Below are 15,719 nucleotides of genomic sequence, written 5' to 3'. Positions count from 1 at the left end.
GCAGAGAAAGAGGATGTCGCGCATGACCACACCGGCAAGGGCTCAGGGAGCCACGATCTGGCTCACCGGGTTGCCGAGCGCGGGCAAGACGACGATCGCCCGCCTGCTCGGGGACCGGCTCAGATCTGAGGGACACCGGGTGGAGGTGCTCGACGGCGACGAGATCCGCCGCTTCCTCTCCGCCGGGCTCGGCTTCTCCCGTGCGGACCGCAACACCAACGTGCAACGCATCGGCCTGGTCTCGGAGGTGCTGGCCCGCAACGGTGTGCTGTCGCTCGTCCCGGTCATCGCCCCGTACGCCGACAGCCGCGAGGCCGTGCGCAGACGGCACGAGGCGAGCGGAACGCCGTACGTCGAGGTGCATGTGGCGACCCCGGTGGAGGTGTGCAGCGAGCGGGACGTGAAGGGCCTGTACGCCAGGCAGGCCGCGGGCGAACTGACCGGGCTGACCGGCGTCGACGACCCGTACGAGGAGCCGGTGGACCCGGCGCTGGTGCTCAAGACGCAGGACCAGACCCCGCGCGAGTCGGCCGACCTCGTCCACTCGGTGCTGGTGGAGCGGGGGCTCGTATGAGTGATTTCGCGCTCTCCCACCTGGACGCGCTGGAGTCCGAGGCGGTCCACATCTTCCGTGAGGTGGCGGGCGAGTTCGAGAAGCCGGTGATCCTGTTCTCCGGCGGCAAGGACTCCATCGTCATGCTGCACCTGGCGCTCAAGGCCTTCGCCCCCGCGCCCGTCCCCTTCGCCCTGCTCCACGTGGACACCGGGCACAACTTCCCCGAGGTCCTCGCCTACCGCGACCGCACCGTCGAACAGCACGGCCTGCGCCTGCACGTCGCCTCCGTACAGGACTACATCGACCGCGGCATCCTCAAGGAACGCCCCGACGGCACCCGCAACCCCCTCCAGACCCTCCCCCTCACCGAGAAGATCCAGAACGAGAAGTTCGACGCCGTCTTCGGCGGCGGGCGCCGGGACGAGGAGAAGGCACGCGCCAAGGAGCGGGTGTTCTCACTGCGCGACGAGTTCTCCCAGTGGGACCCGCGCCGCCAGCGCCCCGAGCTGTGGAACCTCTACAACGGCCGCCACGCCCCCGGCGAACACGTCCGCGTCTTCCCCCTGTCCAACTGGACCGAACTCGACGTCTGGCAGTACATCGCCCGCGAGGGCATCGAACTGCCCCAGATCTACTACGCCCACTACCGCGAGGTCTTCCGCCGGGACGGCATGTGGCTCACGGCCGGTGAGTGGGGCGGGCCGAAGGAGTCCGAGACGGTGGAGAAGCGGCAGGTCCGCTACCGCACCGTGGGCGACATGTCCTGCACCGGCGCGGTCGACTCCGACGCCGACACCATCGAGAAGGTGATCGCCGAGATCGCCGCCTCCCGCCTCACCGAGCGGGGCGCCACCCGGGCCGACGACAAGCTGTCCGAGGCCGCGATGGAAGACCGCAAGCGCGAGGGGTACTTCTAAGCATGAGCACCACCACGACCGTCGACACCCTGCGGTTCGCCACCGCCGGTTCCGTCGACGACGGCAAGTCCACCCTCGTGGGACGGCTGCTGCACGACTCCAAGTCGGTCCTCGCCGACCAGTTGGAGGCCGTGGAGCACGTGTCCCGCAACCGGGGGCAGTCCGCCCCCGACCTGGCCCTGCTGACGGACGGTCTGCGGGCCGAGCGGGAGCAGGGCATCACCATCGACGTGGCCTACCGCTACTTCGCCACCCCGCGCAGGCGGTTCATCCTCGCGGACACCCCGGGGCATGTGCAGTACACCCGGAACATGGTCACCGGCGCCTCGACCGCCGAACTGACGGTCGTCCTCGTCGACGCCCGGCACGGCGTGGTCGAGCAGACCCGGCGGCACGCGGCGATCGCCGGACTCCTGCGGGTCCCGCACGTCGTGCTCGCCGTCAACAAGATGGACCTCGTCGACTACCGGGAGGCGGAGTTCGAGCGGATCGCCGAGGACTTCGCCGGGCTCGCGGCCGAGGTCGGGCTGCCCGGCTTCACCCCGATCCCCGTCTCGGCGCTGGCCGGGGACAACGTCGTCGAGCGGTCCGCGCGCATGGGGTGGTACCGGGGCCCGGCGCTGCTGGAGTTCCTGGAGAGCGTGCCGGTCGGCCGCACCTCGGCCGACGCGCCGGCCCGCTTCCCGGTCCAGTACGTCATCCGGCACGGCGAAGTCCGGCAGTACGCGGGCCAGTTGGTGTCCGGCGCGCTGCGGGTCGGCGACCGGGTGACCGTCCATCCGTCCGGCGAGACCTCCGAGATCACCGGCATCGACGCGCTCGGCCGGGACGTGCGGGTGGCGTACGCGCCGCAGTCGGTCGGCGTGCGGCTGGCCGACCAGCGGGACGTGTCGCGCGGCGACATGATCACCGCCGGGGTGGACGCGCCGACGCTCACCCAGGACGTCCGCGCGGCGGTGTGCCACCTGGCCGACCGTCCGCTGCGGGTCGGCGACCGGGTGCTGCTGCGGCACACCACCCGGACCGTGAAGGCCCTGGTCAAGGACCTGGACGGCGCGAGCGAGCTGGCCGCCAACGACCTGGGCAGGATCGCGCTGCGCACCGCCGAGCCGCTGGCCCTGGACGACTACGGGGTCTCCCGGCGCACCGGAGCGTTCATCCTGATCGATCCGGACGACGGCGCGACGCTCACGGCGGGGATGGCCGACCTGGGCCGTTGAGCGTCAGGCGGGGTCGGGGCGCGTCGGTGCGGCCCGTGCGGGGCGGGCGGCTGCCCGCGCGGTACGGGGCGGGCCAGACGGCGCCCGGACCGTCGTAGCCCTGCTCGGCGGCGGCGTGCAGGGTCCAGTGCGGGTCGTAGAGGTGCGGGCGGGCGAGGGCGCACAGGTCGGTGCGTCCGGCGAGGATCAGCGAGTTGACGTCGTCCCAGGAGGAGATCGCGCCGACCGCGATCACCGGGACGCCCGCCTCGTGCCGGACGCGGTCCGCGTACGGCGTCTGGTACGAGCGGCCGAACTCCGGCCGCTCGTCGGCGACCACCTGCCCGGTCGACACGTCGATCGCGTCGGCGCCGTGCGCGGCGAAGGCGCGGGCGATGGCGACGGCGTCCTCGGCGGTCGTGCCGCCCTGTGCCCAGTCGGTGGCGGAGATCCGCACCGTCATCGGCCGGTCCTCGGGCCACACGGCCCGTACGGCGTCGAAGACCTCCAGCGGGAAACGCAGCCGCCGCTCAAGCGGGCCCCCGTAGGCGTCGGTGCGGTGGTTGGTCAGCGGGGAGAGGAAACCGGAGAGCAGATAGCCGTGCGCGCAGTGCAGTTCGAGCAGGTCGAACCCGGCGCGGGCGGCCCTGCCGGCGGCGGCGGCGAACTCCTCGCGGAGGTCGGTCAGTTGGGCACGGGTCAGCTCGCGCGGGGTCTGGCCGTCCGGCCGGTACGGCAGCGGGGAGGCGGCCACCAGGGGCCAGTTGCCGTCGTCCAGCGGCTCGTCCATGCCCTCCCACATCAGCTTGGTCGAGCCCTTGCGGCCACAGTGGCCGAGCTGGACGCCGATCGCGGTGCCCGGGGCCTGGGTGTGCACGAAGTCGGTGATCCGCCGCCACGCCTCGGTCTGGCGGCCGTTCCACAGTCCGGCGCAGCCCGGGGTGATGCGCCCCCGCTCGCTGACGCAGACCATCTCCGTCATCACCAGCGCGGCCCCGCCGAGGGCGCGGGCGCCCAGGTGGACGAGGTGGAGGTCGCCGGGGACGCCGTCGGTCGCCGAGTACAGGTCCATCGGGGAGACGACGACCCGGTTGCGCAGGGTGAGGCCGCGCAGCCGGAACGGGGTGAACATCGGGGGTGTGCCGGGCGGGCAGCCGAAGGCGCGCTCGACGGTGGCGGTGAAACGGGGGTCGCGCAGCCTCAGGTTGTCGTGGGTGACCCGGCGGCTGCGGGTGAGCAGGTTGAACGCGAACTGCCGGGGTGGCTGGCCGACGTACCGGCCCAGGTCCTCGAACCACTCCAGGCTGGCGCGGGCGGCCCGTTGGGTGGAGGCGACGACGGGTTTGCGCTCGGCCTCGTAGGCGGTGAGCGCGTCGGCCGTGGTCGGCTGTTCCTGGAGGCAGGCGGCGAGTGCGAGGGCGTCCTCGACGGCCAGTTTGGTGCCGGAGCCGATGGAGAAGTGGGCGGTGTGGGCGGCGTCGCCGAGCAGGACGACGTTGCCGTGCGACCAGCGTTCGTTGACGACCGTGCGGAAGGTCGTCCACGCCGAGGTGCCGCAGCGCAGGGGGCGGCCCCCGAGGGTGTCGGCGAAGGTCTTGGCGCAGCGGTCGACGGACTCCCGCACGTCGAGGTCGGCCAGGCCCGCCGCCCGCCAGACCTCCTCGCGCATCTCGATGATGACGGTGGAGGCGTTGGGGGCGTACGGGTAGCCGTGCAGTTGCATCACGCCGTGCTCGGTCTCGGCGATGTCGAAGCGGAAGGCGTCGAAGGCGAAGTCGGCGGCGAGCCAGATGTAGCGGCAGCGGTGGTGGGTGAGCCGGGGGCGGAAGGCGTCGGCGTACGCCTCGCGGGTCGTGCTGTGCACGCCGTCGGCGGCGATGACCAGGTCGTGGCTCTCGGCGAGCCAGGCCGGGTACGGGGCCTCGGTGCGGAACCTGAGGTCCACGCCGAGGGCGTGGCAGCGGTCCTGGAGGACCTTGAGGAGACGGTGCCGGCCCAGCGCGGCGAAGCCGTGTCCGCCGGAGGTGTGGTGGGTGCCGCGGTGGGTGATGTGGATGTCGTTCCAGCGGGTGAAGTGGGGCTGGAGGGCGGCGTGGACGGTGGGGTCGGCGTGTTCCATGCCGCCGAGGGTTTCGTCGGAGAGGACGACGCCGAAGCCGAAGGTGTCGCCGGGGGCATTGCGTTCCCAGACGGTGACCTGGCGGTTCGGGTCGAGTCTTTTCAGGAGGGCGGCGGCGTAGAGGCCGCCTGGGCCGCCGCCGACGATCGCTATGTCCTGCGGCTGCGGGTTGTGGGTGGCTGGTCGCGCCCCGCGGCGGAGCCGCATATCGGCACTGCCCCGCGCCCCTGGGGACGCCATGCTCACCGTCCCCGCCATTTCGGGGGGCGTTTTTCCTGGAAGGCTCGGTGGAACTCCGTGTAGTCCTCGCCGTGCATCAGCAGGGCCTGGGTCGCGGCGTCCAGTTCGATGGAGGCCGCCAGGGGCATGTCCAGTTCCGCCGTCAGCAGGGCCTTCGTCTGGGCGTGGGCCAGGGCCGGGCCGTCGGCGAGACGGTGGGCCAGAACGCGGGCGGTCTCGTCGGCGTGGCCCTCGTCCGTCAGTTCGGAGATCAGGCCGATGCGTTCGGCCTCGGGGGCGTGGACCGGTTCGCCGAGCATCAGCAGGCGGGTGGCGTGGCCGAGGCCGACGACCCTGGGCAGCAGGTAGGCCGCGCCCATGTCGCCGCCGGAGAGGCCGACACGGGTGAAGAGGAAGGCGAAGCGGGCGGTGGGGTCGGCCACCCTGAAGTCGGCGGCGAGGGCGAGGACCGCCCCGGCGCCCGCGGCGACGCCGTGCACCGCGGCGATCACCGGGAAGGGGCACTCCCGTACGGCGCGGACGACCTGGCCGGTCATCCGGTTGAAGTCGAGGAGCTGGGCGGTGTCCATGGACAGGGTGGCGCCGATGATCTCGTCGACGTCGCCGCCGGAGCAGAAGCCGCGCCCCTCCCCGGCCAGCACCAGGGCGCGCACCGCCCGTTCCCGGGACAGCTCGGTGAGCAGGTCGCGCAGGTCGGCGTAGGCGCCGAAGGTGAGGGCGTTGAGCTTGTCGGGGCGGGTGAGGGTGACGGTGGCGACGGGGCCGTCGTGGTCGACGCGCAGGTGACGCCAGCGGGGGGTGCGGGTGGCGGAGCCGGTGAAGGGACTCATGACGTGCGGCCTCCTCGGCGGTCACGGTCTCACTGCGCTCTGTGCACCGAAGTTATCACCGATCTGTGACTGTCGTCACGAGTGCGCGATACAGCGAGGAGGACGCGGCGTCTCCTCCGTCACACGGTCACCGGATGTCCATAACGTCGTAACAGCGGGCTCAGGCGGGCGAGACCGGCCGTTCAGCGGGGTAGGTCGCCGGTGCGCCCGGTGCCCGTCGAGCCGTCTCGGCGGGTGGCGCCGTACCATTCGTCGTACTGAAAGCAGGACGGCCTGCTGCCATGAACGGACTCACCTTGCACGAACGCCCCTCCGCCTCCGCCTCCTGGCGCATCGCGCTGCCGCATTCCGCCGCGGCCGTGCCGGTGGCGCGCGCCCTGGTCCGTACGGCGCTGGCGGAGCTGGAGCACGGGGCCGACAGCGACACCGCGGAGCTGTTGACGGCGGAGCTGGTCGCGAACGCCGTGGAGCACACCAGGGGCGGGACGCCGCTAGAGCTGGTGGTGGAGCTGCTGCCGACCGGCTGCCAGGTCGAGGTGCACGACCCGGACCCGGCGCCGCCCGGCGACCTCACCCGCCCCACGGGCGGCGCGCCCGACCCCTGGCAGGAGCATGGGCGCGGCCTGCTGCTGATCCGCACCCTCAGCTCGTCCTGCGGGCACCGCCCCACCCGGACCGGCAAGGCGGTGTGGTTCCGGCTGCCGGTCGTACCGCACCAGCGGACGCGTCCGGCGTAGGCGGTCGGCCCCGGTCAGGCGAGTGTCGCCACCAGGACGGCCTTGATCGTGTGCAGGCGGTTCTCCGCCTCGTCGAAGACGACCGAGTGGGACGACTCGAAGACCTCGTCGGTGACCTCCAGGGAGTTCAGGCCGTGACTCTCGTGGAGCTCCCTGCCGACCTTGGTGCCCAGGTCGTGGAAGGCGGGCAGGCAGTGCAGGAACCGCACGTCGGGGTTGCCGGTGGCACGCAGGACGTCCATCGTGACGGCGTAGGGCGCGAGGGCGGTGATCCGCTCGTCCCAGACCTCCTTGGGCTCCCCCATGGACACCCACACATCGGTGGCGACGAAGTCGGCGCCCCGTACGCCCTCGGCCACCTCCTCGGTGAGGGTGATCCGGGCGCCGCTCCCCTCGGCGAGCTGGTGGGCGCGGTCGACGATCTCCTGGGCGGGCCAGTAGGACTTCGGGGCGACGATGCGTACGTCCATGCCGAGCAGGGCGCCGGTGACCAGGTAGGAGTTGCCCATGTTGAAGCGGGCGTCGCCGAGGTAGGCGAAGGCGATCCCGGTCAGCGGCTTGGCGCTGTGCTCGGTCATGGTGAGGACGTCGGCGAGCATCTGGGTGGGGTGCCAGTCGTCGGTGAGGCCGTTGTAGACGGGGACGCCCGCGTACGCCGCCAGCTCCTCGACGGCCGACTGCTCGTCACCCCGGTACTGGATGGCGTCGAACATCCGGCCGAGGACGCGGGCGGTGTCCTTGACGGACTCCTTGTGGCCGAGCTGTGAGCCGGAGGGGTCGAGGTAGGTCGTGGCGGCGCCCTGGTCGGCGGCGGCGACCTCGAAGGCGCAGCGGGTACGGGTGGAGGTCTTGGCGAAGATCAGCGCGATGTTCCTCCCGCGCAGGTACGGCGTCTCGGTCCCGGCCTTCTTGGCGGCCTTCAGCTCGGCGGCCAGCTCGATCAGGCCGCGGAACTCCTGCGCGGTGAAGTCCAGCTCCTTGAGGAAGTGGCGGCCGGTGAGGGCGGTCGGGACTGTCGCCATGAGAGGGCTCCGGGGGTGCAGGGACAGAGACCTTGGAAGTCTATACGAACATCGGCATTTATATACAGGGTCCCCTTCATGCACAGGCCCACGACCGGGTCGTCACACCGCGTCCCGCTGCACCGGGCAGCTCATGCAGCGCGGTCCGCCCCGGCCCCGTCCCAGCTCGCTGCCGGGGATCTCTATCACCTCGATGCCCCGCTTGCGCAGATGCGTGTTGGTGGTCGCGTTGCGTTCGTAGGCGATCACGACGCCCGGCTCGACGGCGAGCACGTTGCAGCCGTCGTCCCACTGCTCCCGCTCGGCGGCGTGCACGTCCTGTGTGGCGGTCAGCACCCGGATCTCGCTCAGCCCGAGCGCCGCGGCGATCGCCCGGTGCATGTGCTCCGGCGGATGGTCGGTGACCTTCAGCTCCTTGTCCCCGGCGCCCGGCTCGATGGTGTACGAGCGCAGCATGCCGAGCCCCGCGTACTGGGTGAAGACATCGCCGTCGACCATCGTCATCACCGTGTCCAGGTGCATCAGCGCCCGCCGCTTGGGCATGTCGAGGGCCACGATGGTCCGCGCGGAGCCCGCCGCGAACAGCTTGTGCGCCAGCATCTCCACGGCCTGCGGGGTGGTCCGCTCGCTCATGCCGATGAGGACGGCGCCGTTGCCGATGACCAGGACGTCGCCGCCCTCGATGGTGGAGGGGTAGTCGGCCTGCCCCTCCGACCACAGGTGGAAGCCCTCGTCGCGGAACTGCGGGTGGTGCCGGTAGATCGCCTCGAAGTGCACCGTCTCGCGCTGCCGGGCGGGCCAGCGCATCGCGTTGATGGAGACGCCGTCGTAGATCCACGCGGAGGTGTCCCGGGTGAAGAGGTGGTTGGGCAGCGGGTCGAGCAGGAAGTCGTCCAGCTCCATGACGTGGAAGCGCACGGACGCCGGTTCCGCGTGCCCCTCCAGGAACTCCCGCTTGGTCATCCCGCCGACCAGCGCCTCCGCCAGCTCCCGGGCGGGCAGCGCCTCGAAGGCGGCGCGCAGGTGGTCGGTGGCGAGGGGGCCGTACTCCTTCTCGTCGAAGACCCGGTCCAGGACCAGGGCGCGGGCCGCCGGGATGTCCAGGGACTCGGTGAGCAGGTCACCGAAGAGGTGCACCGTCACCCCGCGGTCGCGCAGGACGTCCGCGAAGCCGTCGTGCTCCGCACGCGCCCGGCGCACCCAGAGCACGTCGTCGAAGAGCAGGGCGTCCTTGTTGCTCGGGGTGAGCCGCTTCAGCTCGAGGTCCGGGCGGTGCAGGATGACGCGGCGCAGCCGCCCGGCCTCGGAGTCCACGTGGAATGCCATGCCTCCATCCTGACCAATCGGGCGCCTGTTCACCCCTGTATCAGGCAAGGCCCGTCGTATCAGGCAAGGCCCGTCGTATCAGGCAAGGCCCGTCGTATCAGGCGGGCCCGCTGTATCAGGCAGGGCCCGCGCCCCTCGGGCGCATCGGGGCCGCGGGTGTGCATCCCGTCGCCCGGGGATCATGACGGCCGTCGGCCCGTGCTCCCCGTACGACGGTCGATGAGACCTCACAGCGGGCCCCGCCGCTCCTACGCTCGACGGGACGAACCGGGCGGTGGGGGGAGGGCGCGTGAGCCCTGAGGTGCTGATCAGCCACTTCGTGGGGGCGTCGGCCGTGATCCTGGTGGCCGCCCACGCGGGGGGCTGGCTGGCCCGGCGGCTGCGGCAGCCGTACATCGTGGGCCAGCTGACCGCGGGCATCGCGCTCGGCCCGACCCTGCTCGGCGCGCTCGCCCCCGACGCCCACGACGTCCTGTTCCCCGCCGGGATCGGCCCGGCGCTGACCGGGTTCGCGCAATTCGCGCTGGTGGTGTTCCTGTTCGGGGTGGGCTACGAACTCGATCTGCGGCTCCTCGGCGACCGGGCGCGTACGGCGGTGACGGTGGCGCTGGCCGCGTTCCTGGTGCCGATGGCCGTCGGCGGCGGCTGTGCGCTGCTGTTCCGGGACTGGCTGCACGGCCTGGGCATGCCCCGGGACCTGTCGCCCTCGATGGTGGTGTTCGCGGGGGTCGCGCTGTCGATCACGGCGGTGCCGGTGCTGACCGCCATCGTGCGGGAGAACGGGCTGGCGCCGACCGTGCCCGGGGTGGTCGCGGTCTCCGCCGCCGGGCTGCTGGACGTGCTCGGCTGGACCGTGCTCGCCGGGACGCTGCTGGACGGCGGCGAGGGACGGGGGCTCGGCTGGGCCTGGCGGGCGGTGCTCGCCGTCGGCTTCACCGCCGTGATGCTGCTGTGCGCCCGGCCGCTGCTGCGGCGACTGCTGTGGCGGCCCCGGGTGGAGCCCTCACTGCGGCTGGCGCTGCTCCTCGGGTTCGCGCTCGGCTCGGCGTGGGTGACGCACTCGCTGGGACTGCACGTGATCTTCGGTGCGCTGCTCGCCGGGGTGGTGGTGCCCCGCGAGGCGGGCGGCACCCTCGATCCGGACCTGGTCCGGCCGCTGCACGAGGTGGGGCAGTTGTTGCTGCCGTTCTTCTTCGTGCTGTCCGGACAGTCCGTCGTCCTCACCGGCATCGACGGTGCCGGGTGGGTCACCCTGGCCGTGGTGACGGTGCTGGCGGTGGTGACCAAGGTGGGCGCCGGTACGGCCGCCGCCCGGCTCGGCGGGCTCGACCGGGACGACGCGCGGACCGTCGGGGTGCTGCTGAGCGCCCGAGGCCTGACCGAGCTGATCGCCCTGAACGCGGGACTGTACGCGGGACTGCTGAGCACTCCCCTTTACACCGTGCTGGTCTTCATGGCCCTGATCACCACGCTCCTCACCCAGCCCCTGCTGCACCTGGTCCGCCGCCTCGCCCGCCCACCACGGGAGCCGCTGCCCGCGCACACCCGGACCGAGCCCGGCCGGCCCGCGTCCACGGCACGGGCCGACTGAACCGGCGGCGGCTCACAGCCGGGGGTCGACCGGCTCCGACTCCAGGGCCAGCACCCCGAACACCGCCTCGTGGACCCGCCACAGCGGTTCGCCGTCCGCCAGCCGGTCGAGGGCCTCCAGACCGAGCGCGTACTCCCGGACCGCCAGCGACCGCTTGTGGTTGAGGAACCGCTTGCGCAGGCGCTCCAGGTTGTCCGGGCGCGTGTACTCGGGGCCGTAGATGATCCGCAGGTACTCGCGGCCCCGGCACTTGACGCCGGGCTGCACCAGGCGGCCCTCCGGCCCCCGGACCAGCGCGTCGAGCGGCTTGACGACCATGCCCTCGCCGCCCCGGCCGGTCATCTCCAGCCACCAGTCGACACCGGCCGCCACCGACTCGGGGTCACCGGTGTCGACGTACAGGCGCCGGGTGGTCTGGAGCAGACCGGTGGTGTCGTGCTCGACGAGGCGGTCGAGGAGGGCGAGCTGCTCGTCGTGCGGGAGGGCGGCGAGGCTGCGGCCCTGGACGGCGAGGATCTGGAACGGTGCCAGGCGGACGCCGTCCAGGCCGTCCGTGGTCCAGCAGTAGCGCCGGTAGGCGTCGGTGAACGCGCTCGCCGCCTCCGCCCGCTCCCGCTGCCGGGCCAGCAGGGCGCCCACGTCGACACCGCGGGCGGCGGCGCCCTCCAGCGCGGCCAGCGCGCCCGGGAACGCGGCCCCGGACGCGGCGCCCACCGCGGCGTACTGCGACCGCAGCAGCCCGGACGCCTTCAGTGACCACGGCATCAGCTCCGCGTCGAGCAGCAGCCAGTCCGTCTCCAGCTTCTCCCAGAGGCCCGCCTCGCCGATCGCCGTGCGGACACGGCCGAGGACCTCCTCGGTGACGGAGTCGTCGTCGAAGAAGGGACGGCCGGTACGGGTGTACAGGGACCCGGTGGGGCCACCGTCCACGCCGAAACGCTTCGCCGCGGTCTCCGCGTCCCGGCACACCAGCACCACCGCCCGCGAACCCATGTGCTTCTCCTCGCACACGACCCGCGCGACCCCGTCCGCCGCGTACTGCGCGAACGCCTCCGCCGGGTGCTCCAGGTACCCGTCGACGTGCGATGTCGGCGTGGGCGCCATGGTCGGCGGGAGGTACGGCAGCAGCCGCGGGTCGACGGCGAAGCGGCTCATCACCTCCAGGGCCGCCGCCGCGTTCTCCTCCCGGATGCCCACCCGGCCCTGGTGGCGGGTCTCCACCACCCGGCGCCCGTGCACGTCCGCCAGGTCCAGCGGCCGTCCGTCGTGCCCGCCGGGCGCCTCGCCGCGCAGCGGCTTCACCGGCTCGTACCAGACCCGCTCCGCCGGTACGTCGACCAGTTCGCGCTCCGGCCAGCGCAGCGCGGTCAGCCTGCCGCCGAAGACGGCGCCGGTGTCCAGGCAGATGGTGTTGTTCAGCCAGCTCGCCTCCGGCACGGGTGTGTGCCCGTACACCACGGCCGCCCGGCCCCGGTACTCCTCCGCCCACGGGTAGCGCACCGGCAGCCCGAACTCGTCGGTCTCGCCGGTGGTGTCGCCGTACAGGGCGTGGCTGCGGACCCGGCCCGAGGTGCGGCCGTGGTACCGCTCCGGCAGACCGGCGTGGCAGACGACGAGGCGTCCGCCGTCCAGGACGTAGTGGCTGACGAGGCCGTCGATGAACTCCCGTACCTCGGCGCGGAACTCCTCGCTCTCCGACTCCATCTGCTCGATGGTCTCGGCGAGTCCGTGGGTGTGCTGGACCCTGCGGCCCTTGAGGTGGCGGCCGTACTTGTTCTCGTGGTTGCCCGGCACGCACAGCGCGTTACCCGACTTCACCATGGACATCACACGGCGCAGCACACCGGGGCTGTCCGGGCCGCGGTCGACGAGGTCGCCGACGAAGACGGCGGTACGGCCCTCGGGGTGGACGCCGTCGGTGTAGCCCAGCTTGCCGAGCAGCGCCTCCAGTTCGGACGCGCAGCCGTGGATGTCGCCGATGATGTCGAACGGGCCGGTGAGGTGGGTGAGGTCGTTGAAGCGCTTCTCGGTGACGACGGTGGCGTGCTCGGCCTCCTCCACCCCGCGCAGGACGTGCACCTTGCGGAAGCCCTCGCGCTCCAGGCCGCGTATGGAGCGGCGGAGTTCACGGATGTGCCGCTGGATGACCCGGCGCGGCATGTCCGCGCGGTCGGAGCGGCCCGCGTTGCGCTCGGCGCACACCTGCTCGGGGATGTCGAGGACGATGGCGATGGGCAGCACGTCGTACCGCTTGGCCAGGTCGATCAGCTGGCGTCGGGCGTCCTGCTGGACGCTGGTGGCGTCGACGACGGTCCGGCGGCCGGCGGCGAGGCGCTTGCCCGCGATGTAGTGCAGGACGTCGAAGGCGTCCTTGGTGGCGCCCTGGTCGTTCTCGTCGTCGGAGACCAGCCCCCGGCAGAAGTCCGACGAGATCACCTCGGTGGGCTTGAAGTGCCTGCGGGCGAAGGTGGACTTGCCGGAGCCGGAGGCGCCGACGAGCACGACGAGGGAGAGGTCGGTGACGGGCAGGACACGCCCGGGCGGCGACTGGTTCACGCTGCCTTCGCCTCCTTCACGGTCTCGAGGATGAACACGGCCATCTGGGTGGGCGGGCCCACCTCGGGGTCGTCGGGGCCGACGGGCTCGAACTCGACGGCGTACCCGTGCCGTCCGGCGACCGCCCTCGCCCAGTTCCGGAACTCGGCGCGGGTCCACTCGAAGCGGTGGTCGCCGTGCCGGACGTGCCCGGCGGGAAGGGACTCCCAGCGGACGTTGTACTCGACGTTCGGGGTGGTCACGAGGACCGTGCGGGGGCGGGCTGCACCGAACACCGCGTACTCCAGCGCGGGCAGCCGGGGCAGGTCGAGATGCTCGATCACCTCACTCAGCACGGCCGCGTCATACCCCTTCAGACGACGGTCGGTGTAGGCGAGGGAGCCCTGGAGGAGCTTCACCCGGGCGGCCTGCCGCTCCCCCATGCGGTCCAGCTTCAGCCGCCGGGAGGCGATGGTCAGCGCCCGCATCGACACGTCCACGCCGACGATCTCGGTGAACCGGGCGTCCTTCAGCAGCGCCTGCACCAACTGCCCCTGGCCGCAGCCCAGGTCGAGCACCCGGGCGGCACCGGCGGCGCCCAGCGCGGCGATGATCGCGTCCCGGCGCCGCACGGCGAGCGGGGTCGGCTTCTCCTCGGCCTCGGTCTCGTCCTCGACGGCGTTGTCGATCTCCTCGACGTCGCTGTCATCGGCCTCGGCCAGCCGCACCAGCTCAAGCCGCTCCATCGCCTCCCGCGTCAGCGACCAGCGCCGGGACAGGTACCGGCTGGTGATCAGCTTCTGCTCCGGGTGGCCCGGCAGCCAGCCCTCGCCCGCCCGCAGCAGCTTGTCGACCTCGTCGGGCGCGACCCAGTAGTGCTTGGCGTCGTCGAGCACCGGCAACAGGACGTACAGATGGCGCAGCGCCTCGGCGAGCGTCAACTCCTCCGACTCCAGGGCGAGGCTCACGTACCGGGAGTCCCCCCACTCCGGGAACTCGGTGTCCAACGGCACCGGCTCCGCGCCCACCGTCCAGCCCAACGGCTCGAACAGCCGCCGTACGAGGGCGGCGCCGCCGCGGGCGGGCAGCGCGGGCACCTCGACACGCAGCGGCAACGGCTGCCCGGCACGCTCGGGGAGGGCCTTGCACACGCCGCGCATCGCAGTGGAGAAGACGGCGCTCAGCGCCACGGCGAGCAACGAGGAGGCCGCGTACGGACGGTCGTTGACATACTGCCCGAGCGCCGCATCCGGCGCGCCGCCCCTGCCCTTCCCCTTCCCACGCCTGACCAGCGCCACCGCGTCCACCTCCAGCAGCAACGCCGCCGTACACCGCTCGACGCGCGCCTCGGGGTAGAGGACGTGCGCCGTGCCGTAGGAGGTGGAGAACGCCTGCACCCGCTCAGGATGCTTGTGCAGCAGGAACCCGAGATCGGTGGCGGGGCGTTCGGGCGTGCCGGTCGTGGTGAGGGTCAGGAACATGTGCTCGAGTGTTCCAGAGGTGGTCGCCGTGACCACCTGGTTTTCCGGTGGTCACGGCGGCCGTCGCGCGCGGTGGCGTTATGACAGTTGCGACTGCACCTGCGAGGAGATCAGGTCCAGGTGGTCCAGGTCGGAGAGGTCGAGGATCTGGAGGTAGACGCGCTGTGATCCGGCCTCGGCGTAGTGGCCGAGTTTGTCGACGACCTCCGCCGGGGTGCCCGCCAGGCCGTTGGTGCGCAGTTCGTCGACCTCGCGGCCGATCGCGGCGGCGCGGCGGGCGATCTCCCGCTCGTCCTTGCCGACGCAGACCACGAGCGCGTTGGAGTACACCAGGTCGTCGCCCTTGCGGCCCGCCTTCTCGGCGGCGGCCCGGACCCGGGCGAACTGGCGCTCGGAGTCCTCGACGGAGGCGAACGGCATGTTGAACTCGTCGGCGTACCGAGCGGCGAGGCGGGGTGTGCGGGTGGCGCCGTGACCGCCGATCAGGACCGGTACCTTGCGCTGCGCGGGCTTGGGCAGCGCGGGCGAGTCGGTGAGGTCGTAGTACGTGCCGTGGAAGTCGTACGTCGCGCCCGGCTCGGTCGCCCACAGACCCGTGACGATCTCCAGCTGCTCCTCCAGGCGGGCGAACTTCTCCGCCGGGAAGGGGATGCCGTACGCCTTGTGTTCCTCCTCGAACCAGCCTGCTCCCAGGCCCAGCTCGATCCGGCCGCCGGACATCTGGTCGACCTGTGCGACCTGGATGGCGAGGACGCCGGGCAGCCGGAAGGTCGCCGCGGTCATCAGGGTGCCGAGCCGGATGCGCTTGGTCTCCCGGGCCAGCCCGGCGAGGGTGATCCAGGCGTCGGTGGGGCCGGGGAGACCGTCCGTGTCGCCCATCCTCAGGTAGTGGTCGCTCCGGAAGAAGGCGTCGAAGCCGAGGTCCTCGGTGGCCTTGGCGACGGTGAGCAGGGTGTCGTAGGTCGCGCCTTGCTGGGGTTCGGTGAAGATGCGGAGATCCATACCCCCCATCCTGCACGCCGGCTCAGCTCACCTCCGGTTCCGGGGTCGTCTCCGGCGCGCAGGTCGGCTCGTCCCCGGGCGGGGTCGCCGTCGGGCTCGGGGACGGGGTGGGGCAGTCCGAGGGGTCGGCGGTGGTGGGGCCGGGGGTCGGCTCGGTGCTCGGG

General features: G+C 72.3%; 12 protein-coding genes. 5 read left to right on the top strand and 7 right to left on the bottom strand.

Annotation, left to right across the window (positions count from 1 at the left end):
* The first annotated feature begins 22 nt into the window (after positions 1–22).
* From cysC to KBY47_RS14255, 3 genes are read left to right on the top strand one after another with little or no spacing between them, the layout of a single operon-like run.
* On the top strand, positions 23–574 hold the full coding sequence (gene cysC, locus KBY47_RS14265) for an adenylyl-sulfate kinase (RefSeq protein WP_210921465.1): 552 nt from the start codon (positions 23–25) through the stop codon (positions 572–574).
* Positions 571–1,473, top strand: coding sequence for a sulfate adenylyltransferase subunit CysD (cysD, locus tag KBY47_RS14260; RefSeq protein WP_210921464.1), 903 nt, complete (start codon positions 571–573; stop codon positions 1,471–1,473). The genes cysC and cysD overlap by 4 nt, the downstream gene beginning before the upstream one ends.
* Positions 1,474–1,475: 2 nt before the next feature.
* Entirely contained in the window at positions 1,476–2,693 is a 1,218-nt protein-coding gene (locus KBY47_RS14255) for a sulfate adenylyltransferase subunit 1 (RefSeq protein WP_210921463.1), read from the top strand.
* Here KBY47_RS14255 and KBY47_RS14250 read toward each other — a convergent pair.
* Both KBY47_RS14250 and KBY47_RS14245 read right to left on the bottom strand, forming a co-directional pair.
* Positions 2,662–4,998: a bifunctional salicylyl-CoA 5-hydroxylase/oxidoreductase gene (locus KBY47_RS14250; protein ID WP_247694691.1), complete on the bottom strand. Its 2,337-nt coding sequence runs from the start codon at positions 4,996–4,998 to the stop codon at positions 2,662–2,664. The two genes, KBY47_RS14255 and KBY47_RS14250, sit on opposite strands and share 32 nt — an antisense overlap.
* A 35-nt stretch (positions 4,999–5,033) precedes the next feature.
* A complete protein-coding gene (locus KBY47_RS14245) occupies positions 5,034–5,861 on the bottom strand; it encodes an enoyl-CoA hydratase family protein (protein WP_210921461.1) in 828 nt (275 codons plus the stop codon).
* Positions 5,862–6,142: 281 nt separating this feature from the next.
* Here KBY47_RS14245 and KBY47_RS14240 point away from each other — a divergent pair, with 281 nt between their 5' ends.
* A complete protein-coding gene (locus KBY47_RS14240) occupies positions 6,143–6,598 on the top strand; it encodes an ATP-binding protein (RefSeq protein ID WP_210921460.1) in 456 nt (151 codons plus the stop codon).
* A 14-nt stretch (positions 6,599–6,612) separates the two neighbouring features.
* Here the strand turns inward: KBY47_RS14240 and argF are convergent, their stop codons facing one another.
* Positions 6,613–7,620: an ornithine carbamoyltransferase gene (gene argF / locus KBY47_RS14235; RefSeq protein ID WP_210921459.1), complete on the bottom strand. Its 1,008-nt coding sequence runs from the start codon at positions 7,618–7,620 to the stop codon at positions 6,613–6,615.
* Between the two features lie 102 nt (positions 7,621–7,722).
* Positions 7,723–8,946 (bottom strand): arginine deiminase, encoded by a 1,224-nt coding sequence (locus tag KBY47_RS14230; RefSeq protein WP_210921458.1) that lies wholly within the window; start codon positions 8,944–8,946, stop codon positions 7,723–7,725.
* Between the two features lie 289 nt (positions 8,947–9,235).
* On the opposite strand from KBY47_RS14230, the gene KBY47_RS14225 reads away from it, so the two are divergent.
* Positions 9,236–10,537: a cation:proton antiporter gene (locus KBY47_RS14225; protein ID WP_210921457.1), complete on the top strand. Its 1,302-nt coding sequence runs from the start codon at positions 9,236–9,238 to the stop codon at positions 10,535–10,537.
* 12 nt (positions 10,538–10,549) lie between these two features.
* Here the strand turns inward: KBY47_RS14225 and KBY47_RS14220 are convergent, their stop codons facing one another.
* The 3 genes from KBY47_RS14220 to KBY47_RS14210 form a co-directional block, all read right to left on the bottom strand.
* Positions 10,550–13,093 carry a polynucleotide kinase-phosphatase gene (locus KBY47_RS14220; RefSeq protein ID WP_210921456.1) on the bottom strand — a complete coding sequence of 848 codons (2,544 nt, stop codon included), beginning with the start codon at positions 13,091–13,093 and terminating at the stop codon, positions 10,550–10,552.
* The gene (locus tag KBY47_RS14215; protein ID WP_210921455.1) at positions 13,090–14,553 is read right to left on the bottom strand and encodes a 3' terminal RNA ribose 2'-O-methyltransferase Hen1; all 1,464 of its coding nucleotides are present in this window, start codon (positions 14,551–14,553) and stop codon (positions 13,090–13,092) included. The genes KBY47_RS14220 and KBY47_RS14215 overlap by 4 nt, the downstream gene beginning before the upstream one ends.
* Before the next feature lie 78 nt (positions 14,554–14,631).
* Positions 14,632–15,555 (bottom strand): LLM class F420-dependent oxidoreductase, encoded by a 924-nt coding sequence (locus tag KBY47_RS14210; protein ID WP_210921454.1) that lies wholly within the window; start codon positions 15,553–15,555, stop codon positions 14,632–14,634.
* Positions 15,556–15,719 lie beyond the last annotated feature (164 nt).

The organism is Streptomyces sp. B93 (assembly GCF_018070565.1).
Lineage (GTDB): Bacteria > Actinomycetota > Actinomycetes > Streptomycetales > Streptomycetaceae > Streptomyces.
This window is presented reverse-complemented; position numbering and strand designations above follow the sequence as displayed.

Bases quoted from the DNA above. Each gene is read 5' to 3' on its own strand.
- KBY47_RS14255 (WP_210921463.1), top strand. From the start codon at position 1,476: ATGAGCACCACCACGACCGTCGACACCCTGCGGTTCGCCACCGCCGGT.
- KBY47_RS14240 (WP_210921460.1), top strand. From the start codon at position 6,143: ATGAACGGACTCACCTTGCACGAACGCCCCTCCGCCTCCGCCTCCTGG.
- KBY47_RS14250 (WP_247694691.1), bottom strand. From the start codon at position 4,998: ATGCGGCTCCGCCGCGGGGCGCGACCAGCCACCCACAACCCGCAGCCG.
- cysD (WP_210921464.1), top strand. From the start codon at position 571: ATGAGTGATTTCGCGCTCTCCCACCTGGACGCGCTGGAGTCCGAGGCG.
- KBY47_RS14230 (WP_210921458.1), bottom strand. From the start codon at position 8,946: ATGGCATTCCACGTGGACTCCGAGGCCGGGCGGCTGCGCCGCGTCATC.
- argF (WP_210921459.1), bottom strand. From the start codon at position 7,620: ATGGCGACAGTCCCGACCGCCCTCACCGGCCGCCACTTCCTCAAGGAG.
- cysC (WP_210921465.1), top strand. From the start codon at position 23: ATGACCACACCGGCAAGGGCTCAGGGAGCCACGATCTGGCTCACCGGG.
- KBY47_RS14210 (WP_210921454.1), bottom strand. From the start codon at position 15,555: ATGGATCTCCGCATCTTCACCGAACCCCAGCAAGGCGCGACCTACGAC.
- KBY47_RS14245 (WP_210921461.1), bottom strand. From the start codon at position 5,861: ATGAGTCCCTTCACCGGCTCCGCCACCCGCACCCCCCGCTGGCGTCAC.
- KBY47_RS14215 (WP_210921455.1), bottom strand. From the start codon at position 14,553: ATGTTCCTGACCCTCACCACGACCGGCACGCCCGAACGCCCCGCCACC.